A 26,738-nucleotide genomic window follows, 5' to 3' on the forward strand; every position below is an offset into this window, starting at 1 on the left:
CCCGGTCAGTTCGTCGCGATAGTGTCAGACTGACGCCGCGACAGGCTTCGCTCTTCGCTGCGCGGCGCATCGGCGGCGGCTTTCTGGGCCGGCGCCTGCGTGATTTTCAGCGGCGTGTCGGCGACGACGCGAATGGCGCCGTCGACGACGATCCGCTCGCCGGCTTTCAGGCCCGCGTTGATGAACCAGTCATCGCCGTTCCATTCCCCGACTTCGACAACCCGTTGATGGCCTTTCGAATCCTTATCGACGGTCCAGACGAAATGGCTCTTGGAACCCTGCAACACGGCACGTCGCGGCACGAGAATCGCATTGGGGCGCACCGCGCCGGCAACCCGTGCGCGCACGAACTGCCCGGGGCGCAGGGTGCCTTGCGGATTGGCGAACGAGGCCCGCACGAGGAAGGTTCCGGTTTGCGTGTTGAATGCCGGATTGGTGAAATTGATATGGCCGCTGCCCGGGAACAGGCTGCCATCGGCAAGCACAACCGTGACCTCGAAGTCGTTGTTGGGCGGAAACCGCAGCTGTCCCTTCTCGACCTGGTCGCGGTAGGACAGCAATTCATTTTCGGAAATGCTGAAGTTCACCCACATCGGATCAAGCTGGTAAACATAGGTCAGCAAGCCCGTCGCGGCCGCTGTCACGTAGCTGCCGTCCTGCTGCCTTGCGAAGCTCGACAGACCCATGAGCGGGGACTTGATCGTCGTGTAGCTCAGGTTGAGCTCCGCGGTCCGGACCTCGCCTTGGGCGGCGATCACCGCGGCCTCGGCCTCCTTTTCGTTGCCCGTTGCGTTGTCAAGGTCCTTCTGGCTGAGGGCGTTCTGAGCGGCTAGCGGAACCACTCGGGCCAGATTGGCCTTGGTCACGGTGAGCCTGGCCTGCTGCTGCGCGAGCTGGCCTTTTGCCGACTGGAGCGCCGCTTCGAATGGCTTGGCGTCCATCAGGAAAAGCGTCTCCCCGGCACGCACCAGCGCACCCTCGGTATAGACGCGCTTTTCCAGGAAGCCGTCGACACGTGCGCGAATCTCGACCTCGCGCGAACTTTGCGTCTGGGCGGTGAACTCGAATTCGACCGGCGTGTCACGCTGCGCGACAGTCATGACTGTCACTTCGGTTATCGCACGCGGCACTTCGTTCGCCTGCTTGTGGCAGCCGGCAAGCAGCACTAAGGTCGCCCCGGCAAACGCGAACTGCAGGCGGGCGCGGTTGAGCGCGTGCCTGCAACCGACGTTTACGATCCGCGAAGGTGAAATCACCATTTGAGTCTCCCATTGGGAACTCGGACTCTTGGAACACAACGCAAGCAAGCCGGACCCGCAGCCAGCTACGGCGGCATGCCGTAGCCAGACAGCACAAGCACGTCGTCGCGATTCACCAGCATCAACGCCATTGCGCCGGGGATCTCGCCGAGCGCGATAGTCCCCGCGTCTCTGCGCCATGCTGTCGCGGACGCGAACGCGGTTCGCCTTGGTTTCGTTGTCATCTGTGGATCCCCAACTCTCCGCCCCTGCCCTCTACTGCACTACCGCACTACAGCACTACTGCACCGTGTATCCCCGGCCCGTCATGCACGCCGCCACCGCCCGGTTGAACGTGGCCATTTGCTGGGACGCCTGTTGCTGACCCGCTTGCTGCTGTTCGGCCGCGGCCTGGTTGCCGCGTCGCTGGCGCGAGCCACCGACCACGGTCCCCGTGACCGCGCCAGCCGCCGCACCCTTGCCGGCATCGCCCGCGATCGCACCCACCGCAGCGCCTACGGCGGCGCCGCCCGCGGCGCCCCTGACCCGCCCCCCTTGCTGCGGCGGAGCACTTGGCTGGCCGGATTGCTGCGCAATGGCAACGGGATCCACCCCGGTGTTCTGCTTCGCCCACAACTGGCATTCGGCGGTGTCCGAGTTCTGCTTCTGCGTACTCTGCCCCTTGGCTGGATAGATGATGGGCTGCTGCGCGGCGGCACAGAACGCCAGCATCCACGCGATCAGGCCAATTGGGACTCGCTGCATTCGTAGCATGACCTGAGACTCCCCCATATTCCTTGGCCGGCCAGTTCGCTGGTCCTCCGTGAACCAGGCCAACAGGCAATGCCGCGCAATGCACGCCGCCCCACGCTGCTGTCGCGCTCAGGCGAACCTAACGCGCGTCGAGCGCAAGGGGCGCGACGCGCGTTAGCTGTAAGTGGAGCCCCACCGACAGGCACCGTCATCGGCTTCATTTACTGAGCTTGGTGATCTTCTGACCTTGCAAACCGAGGCCGGCCATCAAGCCCTGCTGCCCATAGATGAAGGCGTAGACGTCCGATGTCAGGTTTTGGCTGGTCATGGATTTTGCAACGCCCTCATCCACCACGACAACGCTCGGCCCAACGCCGACCGACAACCCGTCACTATCATTGAGATCGCTCAAAGCCTTGTCGTTCATGAAGAACATTGCCAGTGAGAAGGTCTGGGCGCCCGCCTGCAGGCCATACGAGACCGCCGTGGCGTTGTAGTAGCCCAGCACCCTGCCATCCGGGGCAAACATCACGCCGTTGCCGCCTTGCGCGCCCACGAGGAAGCCCGCTTTCATGATGTCGGGGAACACGAGAACCCCCTTCGCCGCGGTCAGGAGGTTCTTGGTCCTGGGATTCGTATCATTCAGCTTTGCCAGGGCCGCACGCGCGGCCGCTTCCAGTTGCGGGTCACCGCCCACGGTTGACGTCTGCTGGGTCGAACAGGCTACCGCGACCAGCAWGACCGGAATCGCGAGAATRAGCCGAAGGTACTTGATCATGATGCGTGCTCCATTCAGAAAATGACGACATGGTGTAAAGCGCATTCCCACCTGAWGTTCTTGCCGGTTCATATCAATAGTGATATCCGGGTCCCGCTAAAACAATTGGACCTTGGTCCAATAGCCGCTTGCCGGGCGCTCGAAGCCGGTTCGCGTTCCTCACCCCTCGGAAGTCGGATCGATGGCCGTGCGCACGGCCTTGATAAAGATTTCATCGTTAAACGGCTTGCGCAGATAGGCCGCCGCTCCAGCCGCCAAAGCCTGCTCGCGGACACCGGCTTCGTCATGCGCCGTGATGAAGATCACCGGGATGCCGCTGCCCGTGAGCCGCCGCTGGACCTCAAGCCCGTTCAGGCCGGACATCTGCACATCGAGCACGACGCAGCCTGGGCGATATGACGGAATGGAATCGAACATATCCAGGAACTCGTCCCCGGTTTTGAACGTTTCCGATGACAGCCCGATGGAGCGCAAAAGCCGCTTGATGGCACGACGCACCGATTCGTCGTCATCAACCACTGCGACGAACGGTTTGACTTTGCTCATGGCGAAATTCCCCATACAGGCACCGCAGGGCCCCACCTGATTCGACGCTCGATTAAGACTATGACAGTTGGAAGACCGCAGATATTGGACTTTGGTCCAACTACGCGCGAGGATGCGGGCGCCTTCCCGGCGCCGCCAGCACCGCGGCGTACGGCGGTCTGACGAGGCGGTAGCGGAATCCCGGCATGACAGGGGGCCAGGCCGGCATCGGGTGCCGGGCCTGCCGCGCCGCAAGCAAGGCGCTCAGCGCGGCGCGTCCAGCAAGCTCGCCACCTTCGACGCGTGCACCTGCTCCGCGATCTCGCGCGCGGTCAGTCCGCGATTGTCGCGCAGATCCTGCCTGGCACCTTTGGCGAGCAGCAGGCGCACCGTATCGGCCCGGTCGTAGCCGGCCGCCCACATCAGCGCGGTGAGCCCGTTGCCGTAGGTGGCGTTGACGTCCACGCCAGCATCCAGCAACTGCCGCACCACCCCGGCGTGGCCCTCGCCTGCCGCATAGACCATGGCGCTCTTGTTGACGCGATCCGTGGCTGTCAGATCAGGATGGCGCACCAGCAGCATCGCCACGATCTCCTCATAGCCGCCAAAGGCCGCGGCCATCAGCGGCGTGACGCCTTGCACGTTGGCCTGGCTGACATTGGCGCCGTGATCGACCAGCGTGCGCGCCATCTCGGTCAGGCCCCGCTTGCTGGCGGAGAGCAATGCGGTATCGCCAATGCGGTTGCGCGCGTCCACCGCCGCGCCTTGTTGCAGCGTGGCACGCACGCCCGCGGCGTCGCCCGCCCTGGCGGCCGCGAGCAAGCGGGCATTGAGGCCGATGTCGTCGTCGGCCCTTGCCGGCAGCCACAACATGCCCATGCCGCAGAGCAGCGCGGCGATCCCCGCGCGCCATCCTGTGCGTCCGTCCATGTCCGTCTCCCCCGCCACGCATAGGTGGCCAGCCTCATCGCTGCACGTTTCCGGCTAAGTGTGGTGCGTAAGGCGCGCTAATTCAAGGAGCGTCCGAGCGCGTGTTGCGGCGCGGCATGTTTTGATATTGCGGCGCGGCGGCGGCAGTGATGCAAGCGATTGCGATACAAGGTTGTTTTGCCTGCACTCTTTCCTATACTGCTTTTGACCCCGGGCCGCCTCGGTGCGCAACGCGCACATGCTTTTGTCCTGGGAAAGCCGGGGGCACAAAAGAATGCAAGAAAGGAGCTCCCCATGCTCGCAGCTCGCAGCCATTCCCGGTTGACCCTCCCCCTGCTACTCCTGGCCCTTGCCGCCTGCGCCGCGTCCGTTGCGACCGTCGCCTTCGGCGCGGACGAAGTCCAGGGCGCCGCCACGACGACCGGCGCCGCCATGACCAGGCCCCTGCCATCGGTTACGCAGGCGCAACTCGATGCCGCCGGCGGCAACGCGAACGACTGGCTGCACTCGAACGGCTCCTACCTGCAAACCCGCTATTACCCGGGCAGCCAGATCAACACCAAGAACGTCGCCAGGCTCAAGCCGGCCTTCCAGTTCCAGACCGCCGTGATCGAGTCCATGGAGACCGCGCCGATCGTGGTCAACGGCGTGATGTTCCTCACCACCTCCTACAACCACGTCTATGCGATCGATGCCGTGACCGGCAAGGAGTTCTGGCACTACAAGCACAAGATGGGTCCGATCACGACCTTCTGCTGCGGCCCGAACAATCGCGGCGTGGCTGTCAGCGGCGACCGCCTCTACATGGGCACGCTCGACGCCAAGCTGGTCGCGCTCGATGCCAAAACCGGCAAGTTGCTGTGGGAAACCCAGATCGCCAATCCCGAGCTGGGCTATTCGGAAACCATGGCACCGGTCGTGGTGGACGACAAGATCCTGATCGGCACCAACGGCGGGGAGTACGGCATCCGTGGCTTCCTCAAGGCTTACAGCGTCACCGACGGCAAGCTGCTGTGGACCTTTTACACCATCCCCGAGAAAGGGCATGAAGGCGTCTGGGCCACCACGGACGCGACGGGACGCGACATGAAGCGCGACATCGCGGCGGAGAAGAAGCAACTGGCCGACAAGGGCGGCGACTTCTACAAGTCCCTTGGTGGCGGCGTCTGGATGCCGCCGGCGATCGACCGCAAGAACAAGATGGCGATCTTCGTGGTGGGCAACCCATCGCCCGACCTGTATGGTGCCATCCGCCCCGGAGACAACCTCTATACCGACTCGATGGTGGCAGTCGACCTGGATACCGGCGCCTACAAATGGCACTCCCAATATGTCGCCCACGACGTGTGGGACCTTGACGCCGCCAGCCCGCCGATCCTGGTCGACGTGCGCGACAAGAGCGGCCAGATGATTCCCGGCGTGATCCACGGCGGCAAGACCGGCCACATCTATGTGCATGACCGCCGCGATGGCCATCTGATCCGCTTCTCCCAGGCCATGATCCCGCAGGAGAACATGTGGACGCTGCCCACCGCCTCCGGCGCGCGCATGCTGCCGGGCGCCAACGGTGGCGTGGAATGGTCGCCAATGGCGTTCGACCCGAAGACGCGGCTGGCCTATGCCGCCAACCTGCACCAGCCCATGACTTACCAGGTGGAAGCGACGCCCTACCCCGGTGGCAAGCTATGGCTGGGCGGCGCGTTCAAGACCATCCCGTCCGAGGCGCAATGGGGCAAGCTCTCCGCGGTCAATATCGATACCGGCAAGGTTGCCTGGGACTTTAAGACCGAGCAGCCGCTGATCGGCGGCGTGCTGGCCACCGCCGGCGGGCTGGTGTTCAACGGGGAAGGCAACGGCCTGTTCAGGGCCTTCGACGCGAGCACGGGTAAGAAGCTGTGGGAGTACCAATGCGGCGCCGGGGTCAACGCACCCGCGGTTTCCTACATGGTGGGCGGCAAGCAGTACATCGCGGTAGCGGCGGGCGGCAACACGCAACTGGACTTCAAGCGCGGCAACACCGTGCTGGTGTTCGCCGTGCAATAGGCATGCGCATCCCCCCCGGACGGCCCCGGCAGTTTGCGCTGTCGGGGCTGGCACTTGTTCTGTGCGTGTTGCTGGCATGCGCGGCCGGCATCGCGCGCGCCGACCCCGAGGCCGGCAAGCGCAAGGCGGAAACCTGCGTGGCTTGCCACGGGCCGACGGGAAACCCCGGCAATCCGGGCTATCCGGTGCTCGCCGGCCAGACCGCGCGCTACATCTACATGCAGCTAAAGGACTTCCAGGAAGGCCGCCGCGGCCACCCGCCGATGACGCAGATGGCCGCGCCGCTATCGCGCGAGGATATGCTGGACCTGGCGGATTATTTCGCTGCGCAGAAACCCATTCCTTCCCAGTTCAAGGCAGACGGGCAAAAAGTGGAAGCCGGCAGGAAGAAGTCCGAAGAGGTGCTCTGCACCATGTGCCATCTCGGCGGCTTCAGCGGGCAGAATGAAATTCCCCGCGTGGCCGGACAGCAGTACGCCTATATCGTCAAGCAACTGGAAGACTTCCGCTCGCGCAAGCGCACCAATGACGCCGGCAACATGACCAGCGTGGCGCGTGGCTTGTCAGACGCGGATATCCAGAACCTCGCCAACTACATAGCGAACCTGCAATAGGCCCCTGGCCCCTGGCCCGCCGCCGTGCGGAAACAAAAAAACGGGGCGTGCGCCCCGTTCAAACCCTCGCCAGTCCGGACCTCCGGCCGCAAGCTGCACGGCCACCGGACCGTCGATCACCGATGCTCGGTCAGGGGGGATCCGCGAGGATCCCCGTCAATCAGTTGGCGGATCAGTTGGTCGTCTTGGCGCCGGCCTCGAACCACTGGCCCAGCAGCGCCCGTTCGTCGTCCGTGATCTGCGTGACGTTGCCAAGCGGCATGGCCTTCTGCTGCACCGCTTGCTGATAGATCAGCTGCGCGTGCGCCTTGATCTCGTCGGCCGTGTCCAGCTTGATGCCCTTGGCGGCAGTCGGCATCATCTTCGGCGCGGCGGCATGGCACTGGACGCAGCGCGAGTTGATAACCTCCTGCACCTTGGTAAAGCTCACCTGCGCGGCAGCACCATCCTTGTTCGCCACCGTCTCGCGCGGCTGCGGCGCGATCATGACCGCGACCACGGCCAGCACCGCGACACCGGCGGCAGGCCAGGCGACATTGATCTTGCCCTTGTGCTTGAGGATGAAGAACTGGCGGATCAGCACGCCGGCCAGCATGATCAGCACCAGCACGGCCCAGTTGTACTTGTAGCTGTAGGTCATGCTGTAGTGGTTCGACAGCATGGCGAACAGCACCGGCAGCGTGAAGTAGGTGTTATGCACGCTGCGCTGCTTGGCGTTCTTGCCATGCACCGGATCCACCGGATCGCCGGCGCGCAGCGCGGCAACCACCTTGCGCTGGCCGGGAATGATCCACACCAGCACGTTGGCGCTCATGATGGTGGCGATCATCGCGCCGGTCAGCAGGAACGCCGCGCGGCCCGAGAACACGTGGCAGGCCACGTAAGCAGCCAGCGCGACGTAGATCGCCACCAGGATGCCGACGGTGCGGTCGCTCTTGCCAAACACGCGGCAGATGCAGTCGTAGACCACCCAGCCCACGGCGAGGTAAGACAGCGCAAACCCGATCGCCGCGCCCGCCGACATGTCCATGACGTTCTTGTCGACCAGGAACGTGCTGGCGTTGAACAGGTACAGCACCACCAGCAGGCCGAAACCGGTCATCCAGGTGGAATACGACTCCCAGTAGAACCAGTGCAGGTTCTCCGGCAATGTCTTGGGCGCGCTCAGGTATTTCTGCGGGTTGTAGAAGCCGCCGCCGTGCACCGCCCATAGCTCGCCGCCCACGCCTTTCTCCTGCAGGTCGGGGTCATCGGGGCGGGTCAGGCTGTTGTCCAGCCAGACGAAATAGAACGAGGAACCGATCCATGCGATCGCGGTGATCACGTGCACCCACCGCAGCAGCATATTGGCCCAGTCGAGGATATAGCCTTCCATGTCTTGTCTCCTTTGTTTCCCGTACCGCGCTCAACTGCCGCGGTAGGTCGAGTACGACCAGGGGGAAACCAGCAGCGGCACGTGGTAGTGCGCGGCGGTATCGGCAATACCGAAACGCAGCGTCACCACGTCGAGGAAAGCTGGCTCGGGCAACTTCGTGCCCTGGGCGCGGAAATAATCGCCGGCACCGAATTCGAGTTCGTACACCCCGGCGGCCATGGTGTCGCCATCCAGCAGGGGCTGGTCGCAACGGCCATCGTGGTTGGTGACGACTGTCTTCAGCGTCTCCTTGCGATTGTCGACAATTTTATGCAGGGTAATCGACATGCCGGCGCCGGGTGCGCCGGCTGCGGTGTCGAGTACATGAGTGGTCAAGCGTCCCATCCTGTTCTTCCTTAGGGCTTTGGGTTGTGAGAGGCGCCGCTGCCTTCACTAGCACCATTTGTGGGAATGGTGCCCGCTCGGTACGTATTTCTAACGCATCCCGGCGCTGGACTGGTGCAGGGCGACAATGCTTTGCACCACTCCGTATGGCAACTCGGGAATTACCCTGAGTTGTCGAAAACCTAGCTCGGTTTTGTTGACAATATTGCCGCCATAACCAAATAATTGTCAACAATTTTTGGGGCGCGCCACCCTGCTTTTACTCGCTGCCGGCGGCGCGCCGCTCCCCCTCCTCACCAATACACTGGTGCCAAGATGTCCAAGAGTCTCAAGCTGATTGGCGGTGCCGATGACACCGCCGCCCCGACCGAAATCAAGCCCGCCCGCAGGGGCTCCGTCGAGGAGCGCATGTATCACGAGATCTATGACGCGATCATGGAGCACCGGCTGCCGCCGCGCACCAAGCTGACCGAGCATTCGCTGTGCGAAATCTATGCCACCGCGCGCCACACGGTGCGCAAGGTACTGGCGCACCTGGCCGCAGACGGCATGGTCGATCTCGAGCCCAACCGCGGCGCCTTTATCGCCAGCCCCTCCACCGACGAAGCGCACGACATGTTCGAGCTGCGCCAGATGCTGGAGCGCGCCGTGCTGGAAAAGCTTGCCGCCATGCGCGACGTCAAGCGCGTGATCGCGCCGCTGCGCAAGATGGTAGAGGCCGAGCGCCAGGCTTTCCTCACCAATGAGCGCCCCAAATGGATCCGCCTGTCGGCCGAGTTCCATACCGCGCTGGCCGAGCTCTCCGGCAACGCGCTGCTGGTCACCATGATGCGTCGGCTGGTCTCGCGCACCACGCTGATGATTGCCAGCGTCGAGGCGCCAGGCAATAACGCCTGCTCCTTCGACGAGCACGAAGAGATTCTCGATGCACTGGAACAGGGCGACGCCGCCCTGGCCCAGAGCCGCATGGCGCACCACCTCGGCGCCTGCGCCGACCGCGTCCAGCCGGACGAACCGGGCAATTTCGATCTTCGCAGCGTGCTGGGTCACTCCACCTAGCAAGCTGTTCCCGCTGCCAACCCGCGGCCAAGGCCCGATTCCTGCTCATGACAACGCGTCCCCGATGAGGCGCGCTGCCGGAATCACATACCGAGAGCCCCCCCGCCCGGCAGCGTTCCCATCAAATCCAAAGGAGAGGAGACACACCCATGACTAGCGCTAGCACCACGGTGCCCACGGATCTAACCAACGAGCGGCTGCCTTCGGGCCGGCTGCTCGCGCTCGGCCTGCAGCACGTGCTGGTGATGTACGCCGGTACCGTGGCGGTGCCGCTGATCATTGGCGGCGCGCTCAAGCTGCCCAAGGACCAGCTCGCCTTCCTGATCAACGCCGACCTGTTCGCGGCGGGCCTGGCCACGCTGATCCAGGCCTTCGGCTTCTGGAAGTTCGGCATCCGCATGCCGGTGATGATGGGCGTGACCTTCGCTTCGGTGGCGCCGATGATCGCCATCGGTTCCGATCCCAATGTCGGCCTGCTCGGCATCTACGGCGCGGTGATCGCCGCGGGGGTGTTCGGTATCCTGGTGGCGCCGCTGATGGGGCGGATGCTCGGCCTGTTCCCGCCGGTGGTGACCGGCACGGTGATCACGCTGATCGGCGTATCGCTCATGCGGGTGGGCATCAACTGGGCGGCCGGCGGCCAGCCCACCACGCGTGCCGTGATCGACGGCGTGGTCAAGGACGTGCCGAACCTGGCGTACGGCGACCTGGGCAACCTCGGCATCGCGGCGCTGGTGCTGGTGGCGATCCTGCTGCTGAGCAAGTACGGGCGCGGCCTGATCTCCAACTGCGCGGTGCTGCTCGGCATCGTGATCGGCACGCTGGCGGCCATGGCGCTGGGCAAGGTCTCCTTCGAAGGCCTCGACGAAGCCAGCCTGATCGCGGTCATCACCCCGCTGCACTTCGGCATTCCCAAGTTCGACGTTGCCGCCACCCTGTCGATGTGCGTGGTGATGCTGATCACCCTGGTGGAATCCACCGGCATGTTCCTCGCGCTGGCCGATATCACCGGCAAGCGCCTGTCCAATGAAGACCTGACCCGCGGCCTGCGCGCCGACGGCCTGGGCACCGTGATCGGCGGCGTGTTCAACACCTTCCCCTACACTTCGTTCTCGCAGAACGTGGGCCTGGTGACCGTGACCGGCGTGCGCTCGCGCTATGTGGCGGCGGCCGGCGGCGTCATCCTGATCGCGCTGGGCCTGTTCCCGAAGATGGCGCACATCGTGGCCTCGGTACCGCAGTTCGTGCTCGGCGGCGCCGGCATCGTGATGTTCGGCATGGTGGCCGCGACCGGCATCCGCATCCTTGGCTCCTGCGATTTCAACCGCAACCGCTTCAACCTGTTCATCGTCGCCATCTCGATCGGCTTCGGCATGATCCCGACACTGGCGCCGACCTTCTTCCAGTACCTGCCCAAGTGGACCGACCCGTTCACCCATAGCGGCATCGTGCTGGGGACCATCGTGGCGGTGGTGCTCAACGTCTTCTTCAACGGCATCCAGTCGCGCGAAGAGGCGATGCGCAACGCCGCTGCCAATACGCACGGCACGGAATAAGTCCTGCCGGCGGCGGCCGGCACAGTCTTCCTGAAGAATCATGACCCTGATGACAAGCAACAACTATCCACGCGATCTGATCGGTTACGGCAGCCAGCCGCCGCACGCCCGCTGGCCGGGCGGCGCACGCCTTGCGCTGCAGTTCGTCCTGAACTACGAAGAGGGCGGCGAGAACAACGTGCTGCACGGCGATGCCGGCTCCGAGCAGTTCCTGTCGGAGATCATCGGCGCGGCGGCCTACCCCGACCGCCACATGAGCATGGAGGGCGTGTACGAGTACGGGTCGCGCGCCGGGGTCTGGCGCATCCTGCGCGAGTTCGAGCAGCGCGGGCTGCCGCTGACCATCTTCGGCGTGTCGATGGCGCTGCAGCGCCATCCCGAACTGACCCGGGCGTTCGTCGAACTCGGCCATGAGATCGCCTGCCACGGCTGGCGCTGGATCCATTACCAGGGCATGGACGAAGCCACCGAGCGCGAGCACATGCGCATCGGCATGCAGATCATCGAGGAACTGACCGGCTCGCTGCCGCTGGGCTGGTACACCGGCCGCGACAGCCCCAACACGCGCCGCCTGGTGGTGGAACACGGCGGCCTGCTGTACGACTCGGACTACTRCGGGGACGACCTGCCCTTCTGGACCGAGGTGGAAGTCACCGGCGGCGAGAAGAAGCCCCACCTGGTGGTGCCCTATACGCTCGACTCCAACGACATGCGCTTCGCCACGCCGCAAGGCTTCAACACCGGCGAGCAGTTCTACCAGTACCTGAAGGACGCCTTCGACGTGCTCTACGCCGAAGGCGACCCGCAGGGGCTGGACCGGCCCAAGATGCTTTCGGTCGGCATGCACTGCCGCCTGCTGGGCCGGCCGGGGCGCATGCGCGGGCTGCAGCGCTTCCTCGACTACGTGCAGGGCCACGACAAGGTCTGGATCTGCCGGCGCGTGGACATCGCGCGCCACTGGGCCGAGACCCATCCCTACTCCGCAAAGAACCGCGCCTGAGCCAATCGACCAGGCGACCAAGCGACAAGCCAATCCATGAGCAATACCTACTCCCTAGATCAACTCAATGCCCTGCCGGCCGCCGACTTTGTCCAGGTGCTCGGCGGCATCTATGAACACTCTCCGTGGGTGGCCGAAGCCGCCGCCACGCAGCGCCCCTTCACCAACGCCGCCACCCTGGCCGATGCCATGCGCGCCATCGTGGACGGCGCCGGCGACGCCGCCCAGATCAGGCTGGTGCGCGCCCACCCGGAGCTCGCCGGCAAGGCCGCCGTGCGCGGCGAGCTGACCGCCGAGTCGACCCGCGAGCAAAGCGGTGCCGGCCTCGATCAATGCTCCGCCGAGGAATTCGAGCAGCTGCAAGCGTTCAACCGCCGCTATAACGAGAAATTCGGTTTTCCTTTCATCCTGGCCGTACGCGGCTATAACCGCGCCGGCATCATCGGCGAGTTCGCAAGGCGCGTGGAAAACGATCCGGCCGCGGAGTTGCAAACTTGCATCAACCAGATCCATCGGATTGCACAGTTCCGCCTGAACGACTTAGTATCCGGCTGAGCCAAAAAAAGGCAGTTTGCGTTACCCCTTACCGATGTAGCAGGCAGTGCCCGGGCCGAGCCGGCAACACCCTAGCCCAGGGCATGCCAGTAGCAAACAAAACGAATAGAACCCGTCAGGGACCCAGTACACAAAGAACGCAACGGATCAACCACGGAGAACTCACCAATGCAGAAGCAGATCACGCCGGCCCTCAAGCTGGCAGCGACGGCCGCCGCCCTTTTCAGCGGCGCGGCCATGGCGCAATCCAGTGTCACGCTGTACGGCCAGGCCGACATGTTCGTTGGCGGCGTCAAGAACGTCGGCGCGGCCGACCGCGCCTATGTCGCCAATTCGGGCGGCATGCAAACCTCGTACTGGGGTATCAAGGGCACCGAAGACCTCGGTAGCGGCACCAAGGCCATCTTCGACCTGAACGGTTTCTTCCGCACCGACACCGGCAGGCAGGGCCGCTTCGACGGCGACTCGATGTTCAGCCGCAATGCCTTCGTGGGCCTGCAAAACGACAAGCTGGGCGCGCTCAAGCTGGGCCGCAACACCACGCCCTACTTCGTGTCGACCATCCTGTTCAACCCGCTGATCGACTCCTACGTGTTCTCGCCGATGGTGTTCCACACCTACTTCGGCGCCGCCACCGCCAACGTGGCCGACCCGGGCATCATCGGCGATTCGGGCTGGAACAACTCGCTGCTGTACAGCACGCCGAACTTCGGCGGCCTGACCGCCAACGTGATCTACTCCTTCGGCGAGAAAGCAGGTTCGACCGGCCAGAACAAGTGGGGCGGCAACCTGATGTACTTCAACGGCCCGTTCGCTGCCACGCTGGCCTTCCAGCAAGTCAAGTTCGACAGCACGCCGGGTGACGTCACCGCTTCGGCCAATCCGATGCTGGTTGGCTTCAGCAAGCAGAACGCGGTGCAGGGCGGCTTGAGCTACGACTTCAAGGTCGTCAAGCTGTTCGCGCAAGGCCAGTACATCAAGACCGAGCTCAACAACAACCCCAACGGCGACATCAAGCACGCCAACGGCCAGGTCGGCCTTTCGGTGCCCATCGGCGCCGGCAACGTCCTGGCGTCTTACGCCTATGACAAGACCGAGAACTCGGTCGCGAACTTCAAGCGCAACACGGTGGCGGTCGCTTACGACTACAACCTGTCCAAGCGCACCGACGTCTACGCCGCCTACTTCTACGACAAGATCACCAGCCTGTCGCACGGCGACACCTTCGGTGTAGGCGTGCGTCACAAGTTCTGACGCTTGCCTTGACTTGTCAACGGGAATTGAAGACCCGCCCTGGTGGCGGGTTTTTTATTGCCTGCCGAATATGGTGCCGGACTCCCCCGATCCGGCCTGCGAGCGCCTTGCCCCTGGTCCAGGGCCCGTGAAGTTCATGAGTCACCCCAAGGGATATCAATCCCCCGGCCCCGAAAGCATCTGGCGGCTCCGCCTCTTTGCCGCAGACCGCCCAGGCCAGTAAAGGTCATCGATATTTCGCGCTGCAGCATGGATATGCTGCAGCGCGATAGGGACAGGCTACCGGCGATTGAGGATCGAAAGTCGCTGCTTAATAGTCCGATTCAATTGGCGGGGCTGCCGATGCCTGCCTAGATTTAGGTTCCAGGCAACAAGACGGCAACGGACGAGGTGACACATGCGTCGTGATGCAAAGACCCGGTCGGAGTTGATGGCCATCCTGAACCAGTTCCTGAACAACAATCCGGAGTGCGGCGAATGCGAGCTCCACGCCATGCGTGGGCACCAACCCGACCACACCGGTTGCAACTGGAGCGCGGAAGTCGATTTTCCGCGCGAGCCCGATGATCACCTGCCCACCCGGCTGGCAGCGGCGAAGTCCATCATCGTCGTGATGCGGGAGCAGTACAACCTGCTGCAGTAGCTAAGAAAGCACAGCTTTTCCGGGCCGGCGGAACTGCAGGACAAGCCGGTCACAAAAAACGGGGCTCCCAAGGAGCCCCGTTTTCATTGCGCGATGCCTGGCGGCATGTGCGCTCCCGGCGGCGGCATTGCTGCGCCGCCGCACCGCGGATCAACGCGCCGCGTTGGCTTCCGCCACCGCTACCGCCGTCATATTGACGATGCGGCGCGTGGTGGCTTGCGGGTTGAGGATGTGCACCGGCTTGGCCGCGCCCAGCAGGATCGGACCAATGGTGACACCCTGTCCGCCCGTGATCTTGAGCAGGTTGAAGGCGATATTGGCCGCGTCCAGCGTCGGCATCACCAGCAGGTTGGCGCTGCCAGCCAGCTTGGTGCCAGGCAGGAAGTGGCGGCGTACATCCTCGACCAGGGCGGCGTCGCCCTGCATCTCGCCTTCCACTTCTAGGTGCGGCGCCTCGCGGGCCAGGATCTCCTGGGCCGCGCGCATCTTCCGGGCCGACGGCCGGTTCGACGAGCCGAACATCGAGTGCGACATCAGCGCCACCTTCGGATGCTGGCCGAAACGCGCGATTTCCTCGGCAGCCAGCTGCGTGATGGCGGCCAGTTCCTCGGCGGTGGGGTCGTCATTGACGAAGGTGTCGGTGATGAACAGCGTGTACTTCTCAAGCATCAGCGCGTTCATCGCGGCGAACACCTTGGCGCCCGGCGCCAGGCCGATCACGTCCCGCACGTGCTCCAGGTGGGCTTCGAAGCGGCCCACGGTGCCGCACAGCAGCGCGTCGGCGTCACCCATATGCATCAGCATGGTGCCGATCAGCGTATTGGAGCGGCGCAGCGCCACCTTGGCCATGTCGGGCGTCACGCCGTCGCGGCCGCGCAGCGCGTGGTAGGCCTCGTGGTAGGCGCGGTAGCGCGGATCGTCTTCCGGGTTGATCAGCTCGAAGTCCACGCCGGCCTTCAGGCGCAAGCCCGCTTTCTCGATGCGCATCTGGATCACGTGCGGGCGGCCGATCAGGATCGGGCGCGCCAGGCCTTCGTCCACCACGGTCTGCACCGCRCGCAGCACGCGCTCTTCCTCGCCCTCGGCGTAGACCACGCGCTTGGGCGCGGCCTTGGCGGCCGTGAACACCGGCTTCATGATCAGGCCGGTATGGTAGACGTACTGGGTGAGCTGCTGGCGGTAGGCCTCCAGGTCCTTGATGGGACGCGTGGCCACGCCGGATTCTTCAGCGGCCTTGGCCACCGCCGGCGCGATCTTCTCGATCAGGCGCTGGTCGAACGGCGTCGGGATAATGTAGTCGGGGCCAAACTTCAGTTCCTGGCCGCCATAGGCGGCGGCAACGGCGTCGTTCAGCTCGGCTTCGGCCAGCTCGGCAATGGCCTTGACGCAGGCCAGCTTCATTTCCTCCGTGATCTTGGTGGCGCCGCAATCGAGCGCGCCGCGGAAGATGTACGGGAAGCACAGCACGTTGTTGACCTGGTTCGGATAGTCCGAACGGCCGGTGGCGATGATGCAGTCCGGGCGGGCGGCCTTGGCCACTTCCGGGCGGATTTCCGGTTCCGGGTTGGCCAGCGCCAGGATGATCGGCTTGTCGGCCATGGTCTTGACCATCTCGGCGGTCAGCACGCCGGCAGCCGAGCAACCCAGGAACACGTCGGCGCCGTCGACCACGTCGGCCAGGGTGCGGGCCGAGGTTTCCTGTGCGTAGCGGGCCTTGTTGGGCTCCATGTTGGCGTCGCGGCCGACATAGATCACGCCCTTGGAATCCACCACGGAGACATTGGTGCGGGTCACGCCCAGGCTCACCATGGTGTCCAGGCAGGCGATGGCCGCCGCGCCGGCGCCCGATACCGCCAGCCTGACCTTGGCGATATCCTTGCCCACCACCTTCAGGCCATTGAGCAGTGCCGCCGCCGAGATGATGGCGGTACCGTGCTGGTCGTCGTGGAAGACGGGAATATTCATGCGCTCGCGCAGCTTCTTCTCGATGTAGAAGCACTCGGGCGCCTTGATGTCCTCGAGGTTGACGCCGCCCAGGGTCGGCTCCAGCGCCGCCACGATCTCGACGATCTTGTCCGGGTCGCGCGCATCGAGTTCGATGTCGAACACGTCGATGCCGGCGAATTTCTTGAACAGGCAGCCCTTGCCTTCCATCACCGGCTTGCCGGCCAGGGGACCGATATCGCCCATGCCAAGCACGGCGGTACCGTTGGTGATCACCGCCACCAGGTTGCCGCGCGAGGTGTACTCGGCGGCCATCGCCGGATCCTTGGCGATTTCCTCGCAGGCGTAAGCCACGCCGGGCGAGTAGGCCAGGGACAGGTCGCGCTGGTTGGACAGTGCCTTGGTCGCGGTTACCTGGATCTTGCCCTTGGTCGGGCTGCGGTGGTATTCCAGCGCGGCCAGGCGCAATTGCGCTTCAGGACTATTGGGGGCATGTTGCGGTGCATCACCGCCGGTCTTGCTGGTCATTATGCTCGTCCAGGAAGTGGCCCAGCCAGTGCCCGCCGGGGCCGCGCCGGTCGTATCCGGCGTGCTTGCCGGAATCTTCCATTGCAGCTTTCAAAAACGGGCGCCGGCGGCTCGGGCCGAAAAATCGAGCCGTCATTCTAGCTCACGCAAGCCCGGCGCGAAGCCCCTCCCAGAGGTGCATCCAGGGTTTTAGGGCCTTTCGCCGGGCAATTCAGTTTTTACCCGCGCGCGGGCAATGCCCAGCCTCCTCCATTTGCCTCATGTCTACTTGTCATTCGGATCCAGCGGCAATGTCACCCGCCGGGAGCGGCCGCTCTCGCCCGGAAACTGCACGAAGGCGCTGCGGATCAGGTACGGCATCGCCGCCTGCAGGGACGCGTTCTCGTCGCGGTGTTGCGCGGTAACCTGGTACACACGGCGCCCCGTAGCCGCATCCTTGAAGAACACGCGCAGCGTGGACTGCGTCACCGGCACATCGCGCACGACGGTTTGCGGCGGCCAGTAGCCCGGACCGCCCCAGCCCCAGGGTCCCCAAGGGCGGTAGTAAGGCCCCCAGTACGGGCCGCCATACCAGGGATCAGGGTACACGGTCTCCTGCACCCGCATCAGCCCCGAGTTGCTGTCGTATTCCATATTGACGAGGTAGTGCGCCTGCGGGCGCGCCACCTGTTCGAAGCCGACCCCCGTCAACGCCTGCGCCAGCCATTGCTCGTAGGTCTGGTCCTCGAACCGGGCCTCCTTGCCTGCCCCGTGATCAAAGGCATAGGTGCGCGGCGGATCGTTCTGCCAGTTGCCCTGGCTGAAGGCCGTCACCTCCGTGGTGACGGTGCTGGCGCAGCCGGACAGCAGCGCCACGCCAAGCAGGGCCATGCCCGCCACCAGCCTGCTGCCGCGCAAGCCCCTGCCGGCCAGCCGGCTCCATTCCCTGCAAAACCATAGTCCGGTCATGACGCCCCCACACCGATTGTTGTTAGCCACGTGATTCAGACCGTGCCGGGCGGGCGAAATTCCGCGGCGGCGCGGCGCATCCGAGCCGTCGTCCCGCCGCTTGGCTACAATGGGTTTTTCAGTGCCTGGGCGCGCGGCCCGGCAGGGGCTGCGCCCCTCCCTCCCCCGTGCCCATGGCGACCAAGCCGCCCAAAGTGGCCCACAGAGGACAGGATTCTTCCATGCTGCGCACCGACACGCCCGTTACCGTCCACCGCAAAGACTATACTCCGCCGGCCTTCGCATTTGAGCACGTCGACCTTGTGCTTGAACTCGATCCCGCCCGCACGGTGGTCACCAATACCTTGCGTTTCACCCGCCAGGGACCGGGCCCGCTGGTGCTGGCCGGCGAGGAACTGGAACTGGTCGGCGTCAGCCTCGACGGCAAGCCGCTGGATGGCGCGCGCCAGGAAGCGGACAGCCTGACCCTGCCCGAACTTCCCGCGCAAGGCACGCTGGAAATCGTCACCGCCTGCCAGCCGGCCGCCAATACGTCGCTGTCCGGGCTCTATGTGTCCAACGGCAACTTCTTCACCCAGTGCGAAGYCGAGGGCTTCCGCAAGATCACCTATTACCTGGATCGCCCCGACGTGATGTCGACCTTCCGGGTCACGCTGCGCGCGCAACGCGCGGCCTACCCCGTGCTGCTGTCCAACGGCAACCTGATCGGCGAGCGCGAGCTGCCGGACGGGCGCCACGAAGCCGTCTGGGAAGACCCGTTCAAGAAACCCGCCTACCTGTTCGCGCTGGTGGCCGGCAAACTGGAGTGCATCGAGGAACGCATCGCCTCCGCCTCCGGCAAGGAAAAGCTGCTGCAGGTCTGGGTGGAGCCGCAGGACCTGCCCAAGACGCGGCACGCCATGGATTCGCTGATCCACTCGATCCGCTGGGACGAGCGGCGCTTCGGCCTGGAGCTGGATCTCGACCGCTTCATGATCGTCGCGGTGGGCGACTTCAACATGGGCGCGATGGAGAACAAGGGCCTCAACATCTTCAACACCAAGTACGTGCTGGCCAACGCCCAGACCGCCACCGACACCGACTTCGGCAATATCGAATCGGTGGTCGGGCACGAGTATTTCCACAACTGGACCGGCAACCGCGTGACCTGCCGCGACTGGTTCCAGCTCTCGCTCAAGGAAGGCCTGACGGTATTCCGCGACCAGGAATTCTCGGCCGACATGATGGGCTCCGAATCCGGCCGCGCGGTCAAGCGCATCGAGGACGTGCGCATGCTGCGCCAGGTGCAGTTCCCCGAGGACGCCGGCCCCATGGCGCATCCGGTGCGTCCCGACAGCTACGAGGAAATCAACAACTTCTACACCGTGACGGTGTATGAAAAAGGCGCCGAAGTCGTGCGCATGTACCAGACCCTGCTGGGCCGCGATGGTTTCCGCAAGGGCATGGACCTGTACTTCCGGCGCCATGACGGACAGGCCGTGACCTGCGACGATTTCCGTGCGGCCATGGCCGACGCCAACGGGCGCGACCTGACCCAGTTCGGCCGCTGGTACAGCCAGGCCGGCACACCGGTGGTTGCCGTGCGCACCGCCTGGGATGGCGCCAACGGCAGCCTGACGCTAACGCTGTCGCAAAGCTGCCCCAAGGTGGGCATCGAAACGCATCCCGGCACGCCGGACAAACTGCCTTTCCACATCCCCTTTGCGCTGGGCCTGATCGACGCCGACGGGAAAGACCTGCCGCTGCAGCTCGAAGGCGAAAGCCAGCCCGGCGCCACCACGCGCGTGCTGGACTTCACCGAAGCCGAGCAAAGCTTCCGCTTTGTCAACCTGCCGCGCGGCGCCGAGCCCCCGCTGGCGTCGCTGCTGCGCGACTTCTCCGCGCCGGTCATCGTCGATGCCGACTACAGCGAGGCAGTGCTCACCTTCCTGCTGGCCCACGACAGCGACCCGTTCAACCGCTGGGAAGCGGGCCAGCGCCTGACCACGCGCGCCCTGTTGCAACTGGTGGCGCAGTCCCAGGCCGGCCACGAGCTCAACCTCGACCCGGCACTGGTGGCGGCACTGCGCACCGTGCTCAACGATGCGCAACTCAGCCCCGCCTTCCGCGAACAGACGCTGACGCTGCCGGCCGAGGCCTACCTCGCCGAGCGCATGGGCGTGGCCGATCCGGCCGCCATCCACCGCGCGCGCCAGTTCATGCGCGAAGCGCTGGCGCGTGCGCTGAAGGCCGACTGGCTGGCCGCCTTCGAAGCCAATGCCACGCCCGGCGCCTACAGCCCGGACGCCGTGTCCGCGGGCAAGCGCGCACTGCGCAACCTGGCACTGGGCTACCTGGCCGACAGCGGCGACGCCGCCATGCAGGCGCTGGCCGAGGCGCAGTACCAGGCCGCCGACAATATGACGGACCGCTTCGCCGCGCTGAGCGCGATGGTGAACACCTTCGCGCCGGGGCGCGAAGCCGCGCTGGCGGATTTCTACCAGCGCTTCGAGCAGGACGCGCTGGTGATCGACAAATGGTTCTCGCTGCAAGGCATGCAGCGCGGCACCGTCGGGCCGCAGGCCGCCGGCCACGCAGGCAAGCGCACCATCGAGACCGTGCGCGCGCTGATGCAGCACCCGGCCTTCAACCTGCGCAACCCCAACCGCGCGCGCTCGCTGATCTTCAGCTTCTGCGCGGCCAACCCGGCGCAGTTCCATGCCGAGGACGGCTCGGGCTATGCCTTCTGGGCCGAGCAGGTGCTGGCGCTGGACGCCATCAACCCGCAGGTGGCCTCGCGCCTGGCGCGGGTCATGGACCGCTGGCAGAAATATGCCCTGCCGCTGCGCGACCGCATGCGCGCGGCGCTGGAGCAGGTGGCCGCGGCCAGCGACCTGTCGCGCGACGTCCGCGAGATCGTCAGCAAGGCGCTGGCGGCGTAACGCAGCACAGCGGTTGGTGGCGGATGGCGGGCCCCCGCCCGCCCGCCACCGGCAGGCCGCGGGCCCGCCCCAGTGGCCGGCCGGGCTGGCGCCCATGTAGAATTGCCGCCATTCAAGGAGAATCCCCATGAGTCGCATCAGCCTCACCCGCTACCTGGTCGAGGAGCAGCGCAAGCACAACACGATCGAGCCCGAACTGCGGCTGCTGATCGAAGTGGTGGCGCGCGCCTGCAAGGCCATTTCGAATTCCGTCAGCAAGGGCGCCCTCGCCGGCATCCTCGGCTCCGCCGGCACCGGCAACGTGCAAGGCGAAACCCAGCAAAAGCTGGACGTGATCGCCAACGAAGTCCTGCTCGACGCCAATGAATGGGGCGGCCACCTCGCCGCCATGGCCTCGGAGGAAATGGACAGCTTCTACGAGATCCCGAACCGCTATCCCAAGGGCGAATACCTGCTGCTGTTCGATCCGCTCGACGGCTCGTCCAACATCGACGTGAACGTGTCGATCGGCACCATCTTCTCGGTACTGCACATGCCCAAGCCGGGCCAGACCGTAACCGAGACCGACTTCATGCAGGCCGGCAGCCGCCAGGTCGCCGCCGGCTACGCCGTGTACGGCCCGCAGACCACGCTGGTGCTGACCGTCGGCAACGGCGTGCACATGTTCACGCTGGACCGCGAAGCCGGCAGCTTCGTGCTGACGCAATCCGACGTGATGATCCCGGAAGACACCAAGGAATTCGCGATCAACATGTCCAACATGCGCCACTGGGCCCCGCCCGTGCGCCGCTATATCGACGAATGCCTGGCCGGCGACGAAGGCCCGCGCGGCAAGAACTTCAACATGCGCTGGATCGCCTCGATGGTGGCCGACGTACACCGCATCCTCACGCGCGGTGGCATCTTCATGTACCCGTGGGACAAGCGCGAACCGGAAAAACCCGGCAAGCTGCGCCTGATGTACGAAGCCAACCCCATGGCGATGCTGGTCGAGCAAGCCGGCGGCGCGGCCACCAACGGTGTCGAGCGCATCCTGGACATCCAGCCGGAGAAACTGCACCAGCGCGTGTCGGTGATCCTTGGGTCAAAGAACGAGGTGGAACGCGTCACGCGCTATCACCAGGAAGAGAAGACGGCGGGCTGATTGCCGCCAGCGAGCAGCACGCGTTGAAAGGAACGGGGCCAGTCGCTGGTCCCGTTTTTTTATGCTTTGTCCCTGTCCCGCACGCCAACGGACGACGCGCCCGCATGTGGCCGACATCGTCGCAGACGGTTGGTGCGGTCGGTCGCTGCATCGCGAATAACCTCCGCTGCATCCACCGCGGTGATCGTGCTGGCCTGAGCCAAGAACGCCACCCGAATGGCCGCGGCGCCACCCTGAGGCGGCAACCGCAGTTCGCTCCGAGGATTTTTTTGGCGCAGGGGTTCACAGGAAAAATAAACGCTGCTATTATTGCGGGCTCGTTCGGGTTGTCTTACGAACGATGTGGCCGAAGTAGCTCAGTCGGTAGAGCAGCTCATTCGTAATGAGAAGGTCGGGGGTTCGATTCCTCTCTTCGGCACCAACAGATTCAAGCACCTAGCCCAGCCATCGCGGTTGGGCTTTGTTGTTTCTGGGCTTCATGTAGCCAGTGGTACGGTCTTGGCCGCCATGCAACGATATCGTCCGGCACCTTGCGTTTCGGGATTGCCTTCGCCAGAACGCCGACGTCGCTCGGGCCTACGATCAGGAGAAGGCACGATGCCAGCGGCTGCACCCCAATGACTCGCACGCCTACGGCGATTGCAAGGATCGCCTGGATCAGAGAGGTTGAAACACGGGTGCTCGCGGCGCTGAAGAATCAGTAAAACCGAAGCGCTCACGCCGGCGCGACCAACATACGTACAGGCGCGGCGCCGGGAAGCCAGTGGGCTCGCCCGCGCCCGCCGCTCAGCCCGCCACCAACGCGAGGACCGGAGGCAAGTCGCCAAAGCGGGCTGCGGCTATTGTGGCTTCCTTGCCCGTATCGCGGTGCCCGTAACCCCACCCGGCGAACACCGACGGTATGCCGAGCGCCCTGGCGGCCAGCACATCTACGCGATTGTCGCCAATCATCACAGCACGCTGCTGAAGCAGGCCGGCACGCGCCAGGGCATGTTGAAGGTGCACCGGGCTCGGCTTGCAGCATGGGACTGTATCGGCGCCGCAGACTACGTCGAAGAATGAGAGAACGCCGAGTTCCTCAAGAATGTGGATAGCTGCGGCCTCGATCTTGTTGGTGCATACCACCAGGCGCCACCCCTCTCCAGTCAGTTCAGCCAGTACCTTCCTTACCTCCGGATATAGCCGTGTCTCCGCTACGGGTGCATCCAAATAGCCCTGGATGAACGACGAGGATTCGTCATCCCCGATCTCGGCGCCGCGCAGTTGAAACGCACGCGACGCAAAGACCCTGAGCCCGTCTCCGAGCAGCGTGGTCGCCTCGGCGACTGTCAAAGGCTGGAGGCGTCTTGCCTGCAGGAGCAGATTGATCTGCGCCGCAATATCCGCGGCGGCATCGATGATCGTCCCATCCAGGTCGAAGATCGCAACCCGCGCAGGCAGCTCGTGACGATAGCAGGCAGGCGATTCGGTCATGTGATTCCATTTCCACTCAGATTCCAGCTCCGGCGCGCTCTCGGAACGCCCGGTCTGCCTGGCGAGCCAATTGCACTATCAGGCAAAACATACACGTCGAAGAAAGATTGCGACCAGGCAAATCGATTGAAATTACCTTTGAAAATATTCATTTAATTTCAATCCCGATACTTGTTGCCACATCCTGGCCCATCCGGCGCGCGGAACGCTCCTGCCGGCCGCGACGTTGACAACCGCTTGCCCTCCAATCCCCTCCATAGGCTTAGAGCGTTCGACGGATTGAATCGACCGCGCCGGAGCACCAGACTGGTATCACGATAAGTACAACCACGGACCGCCCGACCGGGTGGCCGCGAAATATGACGAACCGGCCGGCAAGCACGCGGCACGAGTTCGCGTTTGCCACGCAACCGGGGGAACACCATGCATACCGCTGCCACCTAGGGCTACCGGCGCCATGCCGGACTCGCGCAGGATGGCTGGACCCACGCGTCGACTGATGCGCGCCCAGCCCGCCCACAGCCACGAAAAACAAGAAAGGAAGCGGCCATGGATGCCTATCCAGTCCCTGGCGCGGCGGGATATCGCCTTTTTCCGCGCGGACTGCTCATGGTGTTTGCCTTGTGCGCATCAATGTGGAACGTACCCGTGCGCGCGGACGATGCCACGCCGCCGGAGGCCCCGGCGCCCGCCTTCAGCCCGCAGGTCTGGCTGAACGCAGGGTTTCTCTCGTATCACTTCAATCACACGGCGCACTACAACGCGTACAACTGGGGAGTCGGCGCCGATTTCCGCGTGAGCGAGGATTTCACCTTATCCGCCGGCGAGTACCGCAACAGCATGCGCGAGCACTCTACTTACGCGAGTCTCTCCTGGCAGCCCTTGCACCTGGGCCCGCTCCGGATCGGCGCGATGGCCGGCGCGGTGCGCGGGTACCCGGACATCAATCATGGCGGCTGGTCCCCGATGGCCGCGCCGGTCATCAGCATCGAATACGGACGCCTGGGTGCGAACCTGATCTATGTCCCAACCATGCGGGGCAAGGTGGACGGCTGCATTTCGCTGCAGATCAAGATTCGGGTCTGGTAGCACTGTGGAGCCGAAGCCGCAAAAAAGAAGCGCCGCATACAAAAGTATGCAGCGCTATGGAAAGAGGGCCAAGGGGTCGGGCCCTCATCGGGGATACCACCCCGGGGAGGAGCGGTATGTGGCTACTTTAGCGAGTAGCCATGCCCCGACATGCCAGCCCTTTCCTAATCTACAAGGAGAAATTTCTGCAAAATGAGCCGGGAGACTTGCGCGCAACCTGACCAAGTGGTCATGCCCCTGGCGCGGCCAACCGGCTGCCAGCTGCCGGCGGAGCGCAAAACGCCGCCAGGCAGCGGGTTTCAGACCAGCGCGATGCGATCCTCCACCAGCCGGATCTGGCCGCCCGGCTTGTCCTCCATGATCTTCATCGACTTCTGCCCGATGTGCAGGCTGACCCCACCATGGATACGCCGGCTTACTTCGATCACGGCTTCGGGAGACGGGCGCAGCTTTTCGGCCAGTTTGGCCAGCCTGGAGTCGAGTTCGATCGAGTCGCGGGTGAGCTTGAACAGGGTGGCGCGCGCCTTCTCGCGCAGGTCGCCGACGGCTTTCTCGGGATGCTTGGCGAAGAAGCTGACCAGTTGCTGCACCTTGCCCTGCTCGGCTTCCAGCTTCTGGCGCTGGGCCTCGGCCTCGGCCTTCTCGGCTTCGGCATAGGGGTTGGTTCCGACCTGCACGATGGTGGCCGCGCCTGCGGCGCCACCGAGGATGGCGGTACGCACGGCCAGTTGCGCCCGGCAGCGTCCCCCGGTGATATTGCCCTGGCCGCCCTTGGGGCTGCCGGCGACGATGCTGGTCCCGGCCGCGACATCGCTTTGGCGAATGCCGCTTTCCACCTTGACCTCGGTGCCGGCCTCCACCACCGCGCTTTCGATAAAGCGCGCATGCAACGAGCCCTTGCAGCGTACCCGCGCCTCGGTGGCGGCGTTGTCGGCACTCTGGTGAGCGCCTTCGGCCTTGCCGATGATGCCGCCTTTCACCACCACGTTGCCGCCCGCCTCCACATGGGCGGCCTCGATGGTGCCGCTGACGATCACGTCGCCGGTCACGCGCACGGTCATGCCGGTCTTGATGTCGCCGTTGACACGCAGGGTGCCGTCGAACGTGACATTGCCTGAGTGCATGTCCACCGCCTCGACATCGACCACCGGGCTCACGCTGGCGCCTTGCGCCGACAACACCGGCGAGCCGGAAATAGCCGCCAGCAGGACCTCCGGATCCGCAGGATCGGGGGCCACCCCGGTCAGGCCTTCCGCGAACGGCGGATCGGCGGCGGGTACGGCTGCCACGGTCTTGCCGAAGACATCGACGCCATCGGTGCCCTGACGAGCCGGGATACGCCGCATCAGCGGCGTGCCTGGGTTGACCAGCATTAAGGATCCGAGGTCGCGCAGATCGATGCGGCCGCTTTCATCCTCTGCCACCAGCGGCTTGCGCGGCGCCAGCAGGCTCTCGAAGCGAGCCGGCGTGCCGGGCAGCGCGGCGCGTCCCGTGGCGATTTCCAGTCCGTCGCACAGGCCCGCTTCGACCGCGCCGCGCAGCACCTCCCGGTCCGGCTCCGCAACGACGCCGCGCTCGGCCAGCGCGGTGCGGATGTCGTCCCGCGTGACCGCGCGGCCGCCCTGCGGCGGCAGCAGGTTAAGCCGTACGCTCAGGTTGTCGCTGCTGACGCTGAGTTCGAAGTAGCCGTCCGTCAACTGGCCGATCAACGCTTCTACCGGCATGCCCTCCGTGGCACGCTGGCATTGCGCGAGAAAGGCGCCGATCGCGGCCGTGTCCATCCTGGCCTCGGCCCAGCCGCCACCGGCCAGTACCGCTTCCAGCCCCGCGCGGTCCGGCGGCAGCCGGCCCGGTGCAACGGCGAATATTGCGCGCAACTGTCGCGTGCCTTCATCCAGGCTGACCTGCAAGCCTGCGGCTACGCCGGCTACTGTGTCTTGTCCCCGGTTTTCCATTCAGTTCTTCCCTTGATGGATCGTGTCCG

The 26,738-nt window shown here is 64.8% G+C and carries 24 protein-coding genes and 1 tRNA gene; 13 read left to right on the forward strand and 12 right to left on the reverse strand.

Features of this window, described 5'->3' with window-relative positions; translation table 11 throughout:
* Nucleotides 1-5: 5 nt before the first annotated feature.
* The 6 genes from AC1DT6_RS08945 to AC1DT6_RS08970 all read right to left on the reverse strand — a co-directional run bounded on the left by AC1DT6_RS08945 (nucleotide 6) and on the right by AC1DT6_RS08970 (nucleotide 4,224).
* Complete coding sequence (locus tag AC1DT6_RS08945) at nucleotides 6-1,259, reverse strand: efflux RND transporter periplasmic adaptor subunit (RefSeq protein ID WP_477114635.1); 1,254 nt, start codon at nucleotides 1,257-1,259, stop codon at nucleotides 6-8.
* 65 nt (nucleotides 1,260-1,324) lie between these two features.
* Complete coding sequence (locus tag AC1DT6_RS08950) at nucleotides 1,325-1,483, reverse strand: hypothetical protein (RefSeq protein WP_441628130.1); 159 nt, start codon at nucleotides 1,481-1,483, stop codon at nucleotides 1,325-1,327.
* Nucleotides 1,484-1,538: 55 nt separating this feature from the next.
* A complete protein-coding gene (locus AC1DT6_RS08955; RefSeq protein WP_477102398.1) occupies nucleotides 1,539-2,012 on the reverse strand; it encodes a YMGG-like glycine zipper-containing protein in 474 nt (157 codons plus the stop codon).
* Between the two features lie 196 nt (nucleotides 2,013-2,208).
* Entirely contained in the window at nucleotides 2,209-2,769 is a 561-nt protein-coding gene (locus AC1DT6_RS08960; protein ID WP_477114636.1) for a lipid-binding SYLF domain-containing protein, read from the reverse strand.
* Between the two features lie 159 nt (nucleotides 2,770-2,928).
* Nucleotides 2,929-3,315, reverse strand: coding sequence for a response regulator transcription factor (locus tag AC1DT6_RS08965; protein WP_441628136.1), 387 nt, complete (start codon nucleotides 3,313-3,315; stop codon nucleotides 2,929-2,931).
* Nucleotides 3,316-3,558: 243 nt separating this feature from the next.
* On the reverse strand, nucleotides 3,559-4,224 hold the full coding sequence (locus AC1DT6_RS08970; RefSeq protein ID WP_477102400.1) for an ankyrin repeat domain-containing protein: 666 nt from the start codon (nucleotides 4,222-4,224) through the stop codon (nucleotides 3,559-3,561).
* A gap of 294 nt (nucleotides 4,225-4,518) precedes the next feature.
* Between AC1DT6_RS08970 and AC1DT6_RS08975 the strand changes: the two genes are divergently transcribed.
* Nucleotides 4,519-6,267 (forward strand): outer membrane protein assembly factor BamB family protein, encoded by a 1,749-nt coding sequence (locus AC1DT6_RS08975; RefSeq protein WP_477102401.1) that lies wholly within the window; start codon nucleotides 4,519-4,521, stop codon nucleotides 6,265-6,267.
* A gap of 2 nt (nucleotides 6,268-6,269) precedes the next feature.
* Entirely contained in the window at nucleotides 6,270-6,881 is a 612-nt protein-coding gene (locus AC1DT6_RS08980) for a c-type cytochrome (protein ID WP_477102402.1), read from the forward strand.
* Nucleotides 6,882-7,053: 172 nt separating this feature from the next.
* Here AC1DT6_RS08980 and AC1DT6_RS08985 read toward each other — a convergent pair whose 3' ends face one another.
* Nucleotides 7,054-8,256, reverse strand: coding sequence for a urate hydroxylase PuuD (locus AC1DT6_RS08985; protein ID WP_477102403.1), 1,203 nt, complete (start codon nucleotides 8,254-8,256; stop codon nucleotides 7,054-7,056).
* 30 nt (nucleotides 8,257-8,286) lie between these two features.
* Nucleotides 8,287-8,640: a hydroxyisourate hydrolase gene (gene uraH / locus AC1DT6_RS08990; RefSeq protein WP_441628146.1), complete on the reverse strand. Its 354-nt coding sequence runs from the start codon at nucleotides 8,638-8,640 to the stop codon at nucleotides 8,287-8,289.
* 315 nt (nucleotides 8,641-8,955) lie between these two features.
* Between uraH and AC1DT6_RS08995 the strand changes: the two genes are divergently transcribed.
* The 6 genes from AC1DT6_RS08995 to AC1DT6_RS09020 all read left to right on the forward strand — a co-directional run bounded on the left by AC1DT6_RS08995 (nucleotide 8,956) and on the right by AC1DT6_RS09020 (nucleotide 14,707).
* A complete protein-coding gene (locus AC1DT6_RS08995; RefSeq protein WP_441628148.1) occupies nucleotides 8,956-9,699 on the forward strand; it encodes a GntR family transcriptional regulator in 744 nt (247 codons plus the stop codon).
* A 149-nt stretch (nucleotides 9,700-9,848) separates the two neighbouring features.
* Nucleotides 9,849-11,255, forward strand: a complete 1,407-nt coding sequence (locus AC1DT6_RS09000; protein ID WP_477102404.1) for a nucleobase:cation symporter-2 family protein — start codon at nucleotides 9,849-9,851, stop codon at nucleotides 11,253-11,255.
* A 49-nt stretch (nucleotides 11,256-11,304) separates the two neighbouring features.
* On the forward strand, nucleotides 11,305-12,255 hold the full coding sequence (gene puuE / locus AC1DT6_RS09005) for an allantoinase PuuE (RefSeq protein ID WP_477114641.1): 951 nt from the start codon (nucleotides 11,305-11,307) through the stop codon (nucleotides 12,253-12,255).
* A 36-nt stretch (nucleotides 12,256-12,291) separates the two neighbouring features.
* A complete protein-coding gene (gene uraD, locus AC1DT6_RS09010; RefSeq protein WP_441628152.1) occupies nucleotides 12,292-12,810 on the forward strand; it encodes a 2-oxo-4-hydroxy-4-carboxy-5-ureidoimidazoline decarboxylase in 519 nt (172 codons plus the stop codon).
* A gap of 168 nt (nucleotides 12,811-12,978) precedes the next feature.
* Complete coding sequence (locus AC1DT6_RS09015) at nucleotides 12,979-14,064, forward strand: porin (RefSeq protein WP_441628154.1); 1,086 nt, start codon at nucleotides 12,979-12,981, stop codon at nucleotides 14,062-14,064.
* Between the two features lie 397 nt (nucleotides 14,065-14,461).
* Nucleotides 14,462-14,707, forward strand: coding sequence for a hypothetical protein (locus AC1DT6_RS09020; protein ID WP_035859483.1), 246 nt, complete (start codon nucleotides 14,462-14,464; stop codon nucleotides 14,705-14,707).
* 150 nt (nucleotides 14,708-14,857) lie between these two features.
* Here the strand turns inward: AC1DT6_RS09020 and AC1DT6_RS09025 are convergent, their stop codons facing one another.
* Both AC1DT6_RS09025 and AC1DT6_RS09030 read right to left on the reverse strand, forming a co-directional pair.
* Nucleotides 14,858-17,179, reverse strand: coding sequence for an NADP-dependent malic enzyme (locus AC1DT6_RS09025; protein WP_441628156.1), 2,322 nt, complete (start codon nucleotides 17,177-17,179; stop codon nucleotides 14,858-14,860).
* Nucleotides 17,180-17,443: 264 nt separating this feature from the next.
* Nucleotides 17,444-18,049, reverse strand: coding sequence for a DUF4136 domain-containing protein (locus tag AC1DT6_RS09030; RefSeq protein WP_477102458.1), 606 nt, complete (start codon nucleotides 18,047-18,049; stop codon nucleotides 17,444-17,446).
* Between the two features lie 299 nt (nucleotides 18,050-18,348).
* Here AC1DT6_RS09030 and pepN point away from each other — a divergent pair, with 299 nt between their 5' ends.
* From pepN to AC1DT6_RS09050, 4 genes are all read left to right on the forward strand, one after another.
* Complete coding sequence (pepN, locus tag AC1DT6_RS09035) at nucleotides 18,349-21,048, forward strand: aminopeptidase N (protein ID WP_477114637.1); 2,700 nt, start codon at nucleotides 18,349-18,351, stop codon at nucleotides 21,046-21,048.
* 127 nt (nucleotides 21,049-21,175) lie between these two features.
* Nucleotides 21,176-22,192, forward strand: a complete 1,017-nt coding sequence (locus AC1DT6_RS09040; protein WP_045238606.1) for a class 1 fructose-bisphosphatase — start codon at nucleotides 21,176-21,178, stop codon at nucleotides 22,190-22,192.
* 345 nt (nucleotides 22,193-22,537) lie between these two features.
* Nucleotides 22,538-22,613 (forward strand) — tRNA-Thr (locus AC1DT6_RS09045).
* Between the two features lie 66 nt (nucleotides 22,614-22,679).
* Nucleotides 22,680-22,862: a GrpB family protein gene (locus AC1DT6_RS09050; RefSeq protein WP_441628160.1), complete on the forward strand. Its 183-nt coding sequence runs from the start codon at nucleotides 22,680-22,682 to the stop codon at nucleotides 22,860-22,862.
* A gap of 116 nt (nucleotides 22,863-22,978) precedes the next feature.
* Here AC1DT6_RS09050 and AC1DT6_RS09055 read toward each other — a convergent pair whose 3' ends face one another.
* Nucleotides 22,979-23,665 (reverse strand): HAD family hydrolase, encoded by a 687-nt coding sequence (locus tag AC1DT6_RS09055; protein ID WP_441628162.1) that lies wholly within the window; start codon nucleotides 23,663-23,665, stop codon nucleotides 22,979-22,981.
* A 549-nt stretch (nucleotides 23,666-24,214) separates the two neighbouring features.
* Here AC1DT6_RS09055 and AC1DT6_RS09060 point away from each other — a divergent pair.
* A complete protein-coding gene (locus tag AC1DT6_RS09060) occupies nucleotides 24,215-24,754 on the forward strand; it encodes a hypothetical protein (protein ID WP_477102434.1) in 540 nt (179 codons plus the stop codon).
* A gap of 299 nt (nucleotides 24,755-25,053) precedes the next feature.
* On the opposite strand, the gene AC1DT6_RS09065 is transcribed toward AC1DT6_RS09060, so the two are convergent.
* Nucleotides 25,054-26,709 (reverse strand): DUF342 domain-containing protein, encoded by a 1,656-nt coding sequence (locus AC1DT6_RS09065; RefSeq protein ID WP_477102435.1) that lies wholly within the window; start codon nucleotides 26,707-26,709, stop codon nucleotides 25,054-25,056.
* Nucleotides 26,710-26,738 lie beyond the last annotated feature (29 nt).

The organism is Cupriavidus sp. 01L45, from assembly GCF_056399885.1.

Bases quoted from the DNA above. Each gene is read 5' to 3' on its own strand.
- AC1DT6_RS08945 (WP_477114635.1), bottom strand. From the start codon at position 1,259: ATGGTGATTTCACCTTCGCGGATCGTAAACGTCGGTTGCAGGCACGCG.
- AC1DT6_RS08950 (WP_441628130.1), bottom strand. From the start codon at position 1,483: ATGACAACGAAACCAAGGCGAACCGCGTTCGCGTCCGCGACAGCATGG.
- AC1DT6_RS08955 (WP_477102398.1), bottom strand. From the start codon at position 2,012: ATGCTACGAATGCAGCGAGTCCCAATTGGCCTGATCGCGTGGATGCTG.
- AC1DT6_RS08965 (WP_441628136.1), bottom strand. From the start codon at position 3,315: ATGAGCAAAGTCAAACCGTTCGTCGCAGTGGTTGATGACGACGAATCG.
- AC1DT6_RS08970 (WP_477102400.1), bottom strand. From the start codon at position 4,224: ATGGACGGACGCACAGGATGGCGCGCGGGGATCGCCGCGCTGCTCTGC.
- AC1DT6_RS08975 (WP_477102401.1), top strand. From the start codon at position 4,519: ATGCTCGCAGCTCGCAGCCATTCCCGGTTGACCCTCCCCCTGCTACTC.
- AC1DT6_RS08980 (WP_477102402.1), top strand. From the start codon at position 6,270: ATGCGCATCCCCCCCGGACGGCCCCGGCAGTTTGCGCTGTCGGGGCTG.
- AC1DT6_RS08985 (WP_477102403.1), bottom strand. From the start codon at position 8,256: ATGGAAGGCTATATCCTCGACTGGGCCAATATGCTGCTGCGGTGGGTG.
- uraH (WP_441628146.1), bottom strand. From the start codon at position 8,640: ATGGGACGCTTGACCACTCATGTACTCGACACCGCAGCCGGCGCACCC.
- AC1DT6_RS08995 (WP_441628148.1), top strand. From the start codon at position 8,956: ATGTCCAAGAGTCTCAAGCTGATTGGCGGTGCCGATGACACCGCCGCC.
- AC1DT6_RS09000 (WP_477102404.1), top strand. From the start codon at position 9,849: ATGACTAGCGCTAGCACCACGGTGCCCACGGATCTAACCAACGAGCGG.
- uraD (WP_441628152.1), top strand. From the start codon at position 12,292: ATGAGCAATACCTACTCCCTAGATCAACTCAATGCCCTGCCGGCCGCC.
- AC1DT6_RS09015 (WP_441628154.1), top strand. From the start codon at position 12,979: ATGCAGAAGCAGATCACGCCGGCCCTCAAGCTGGCAGCGACGGCCGCC.
- AC1DT6_RS09020 (WP_035859483.1), top strand. From the start codon at position 14,462: ATGCGTCGTGATGCAAAGACCCGGTCGGAGTTGATGGCCATCCTGAAC.
- AC1DT6_RS09030 (WP_477102458.1), bottom strand. From the start codon at position 18,049: ATGGCCCTGCTTGGCGTGGCGCTGCTGTCCGGCTGCGCCAGCACCGTC.
- AC1DT6_RS09040 (WP_045238606.1), top strand. From the start codon at position 21,176: ATGAGTCGCATCAGCCTCACCCGCTACCTGGTCGAGGAGCAGCGCAAG.
- AC1DT6_RS09055 (WP_441628162.1), bottom strand. From the start codon at position 23,665: ATGACCGAATCGCCTGCCTGCTATCGTCACGAGCTGCCTGCGCGGGTT.
- AC1DT6_RS09060 (WP_477102434.1), top strand. From the start codon at position 24,215: ATGGATGCCTATCCAGTCCCTGGCGCGGCGGGATATCGCCTTTTTCCG.
- AC1DT6_RS09065 (WP_477102435.1), bottom strand. From the start codon at position 26,709: ATGGAAAACCGGGGACAAGACACAGTAGCCGGCGTAGCCGCAGGCTTG.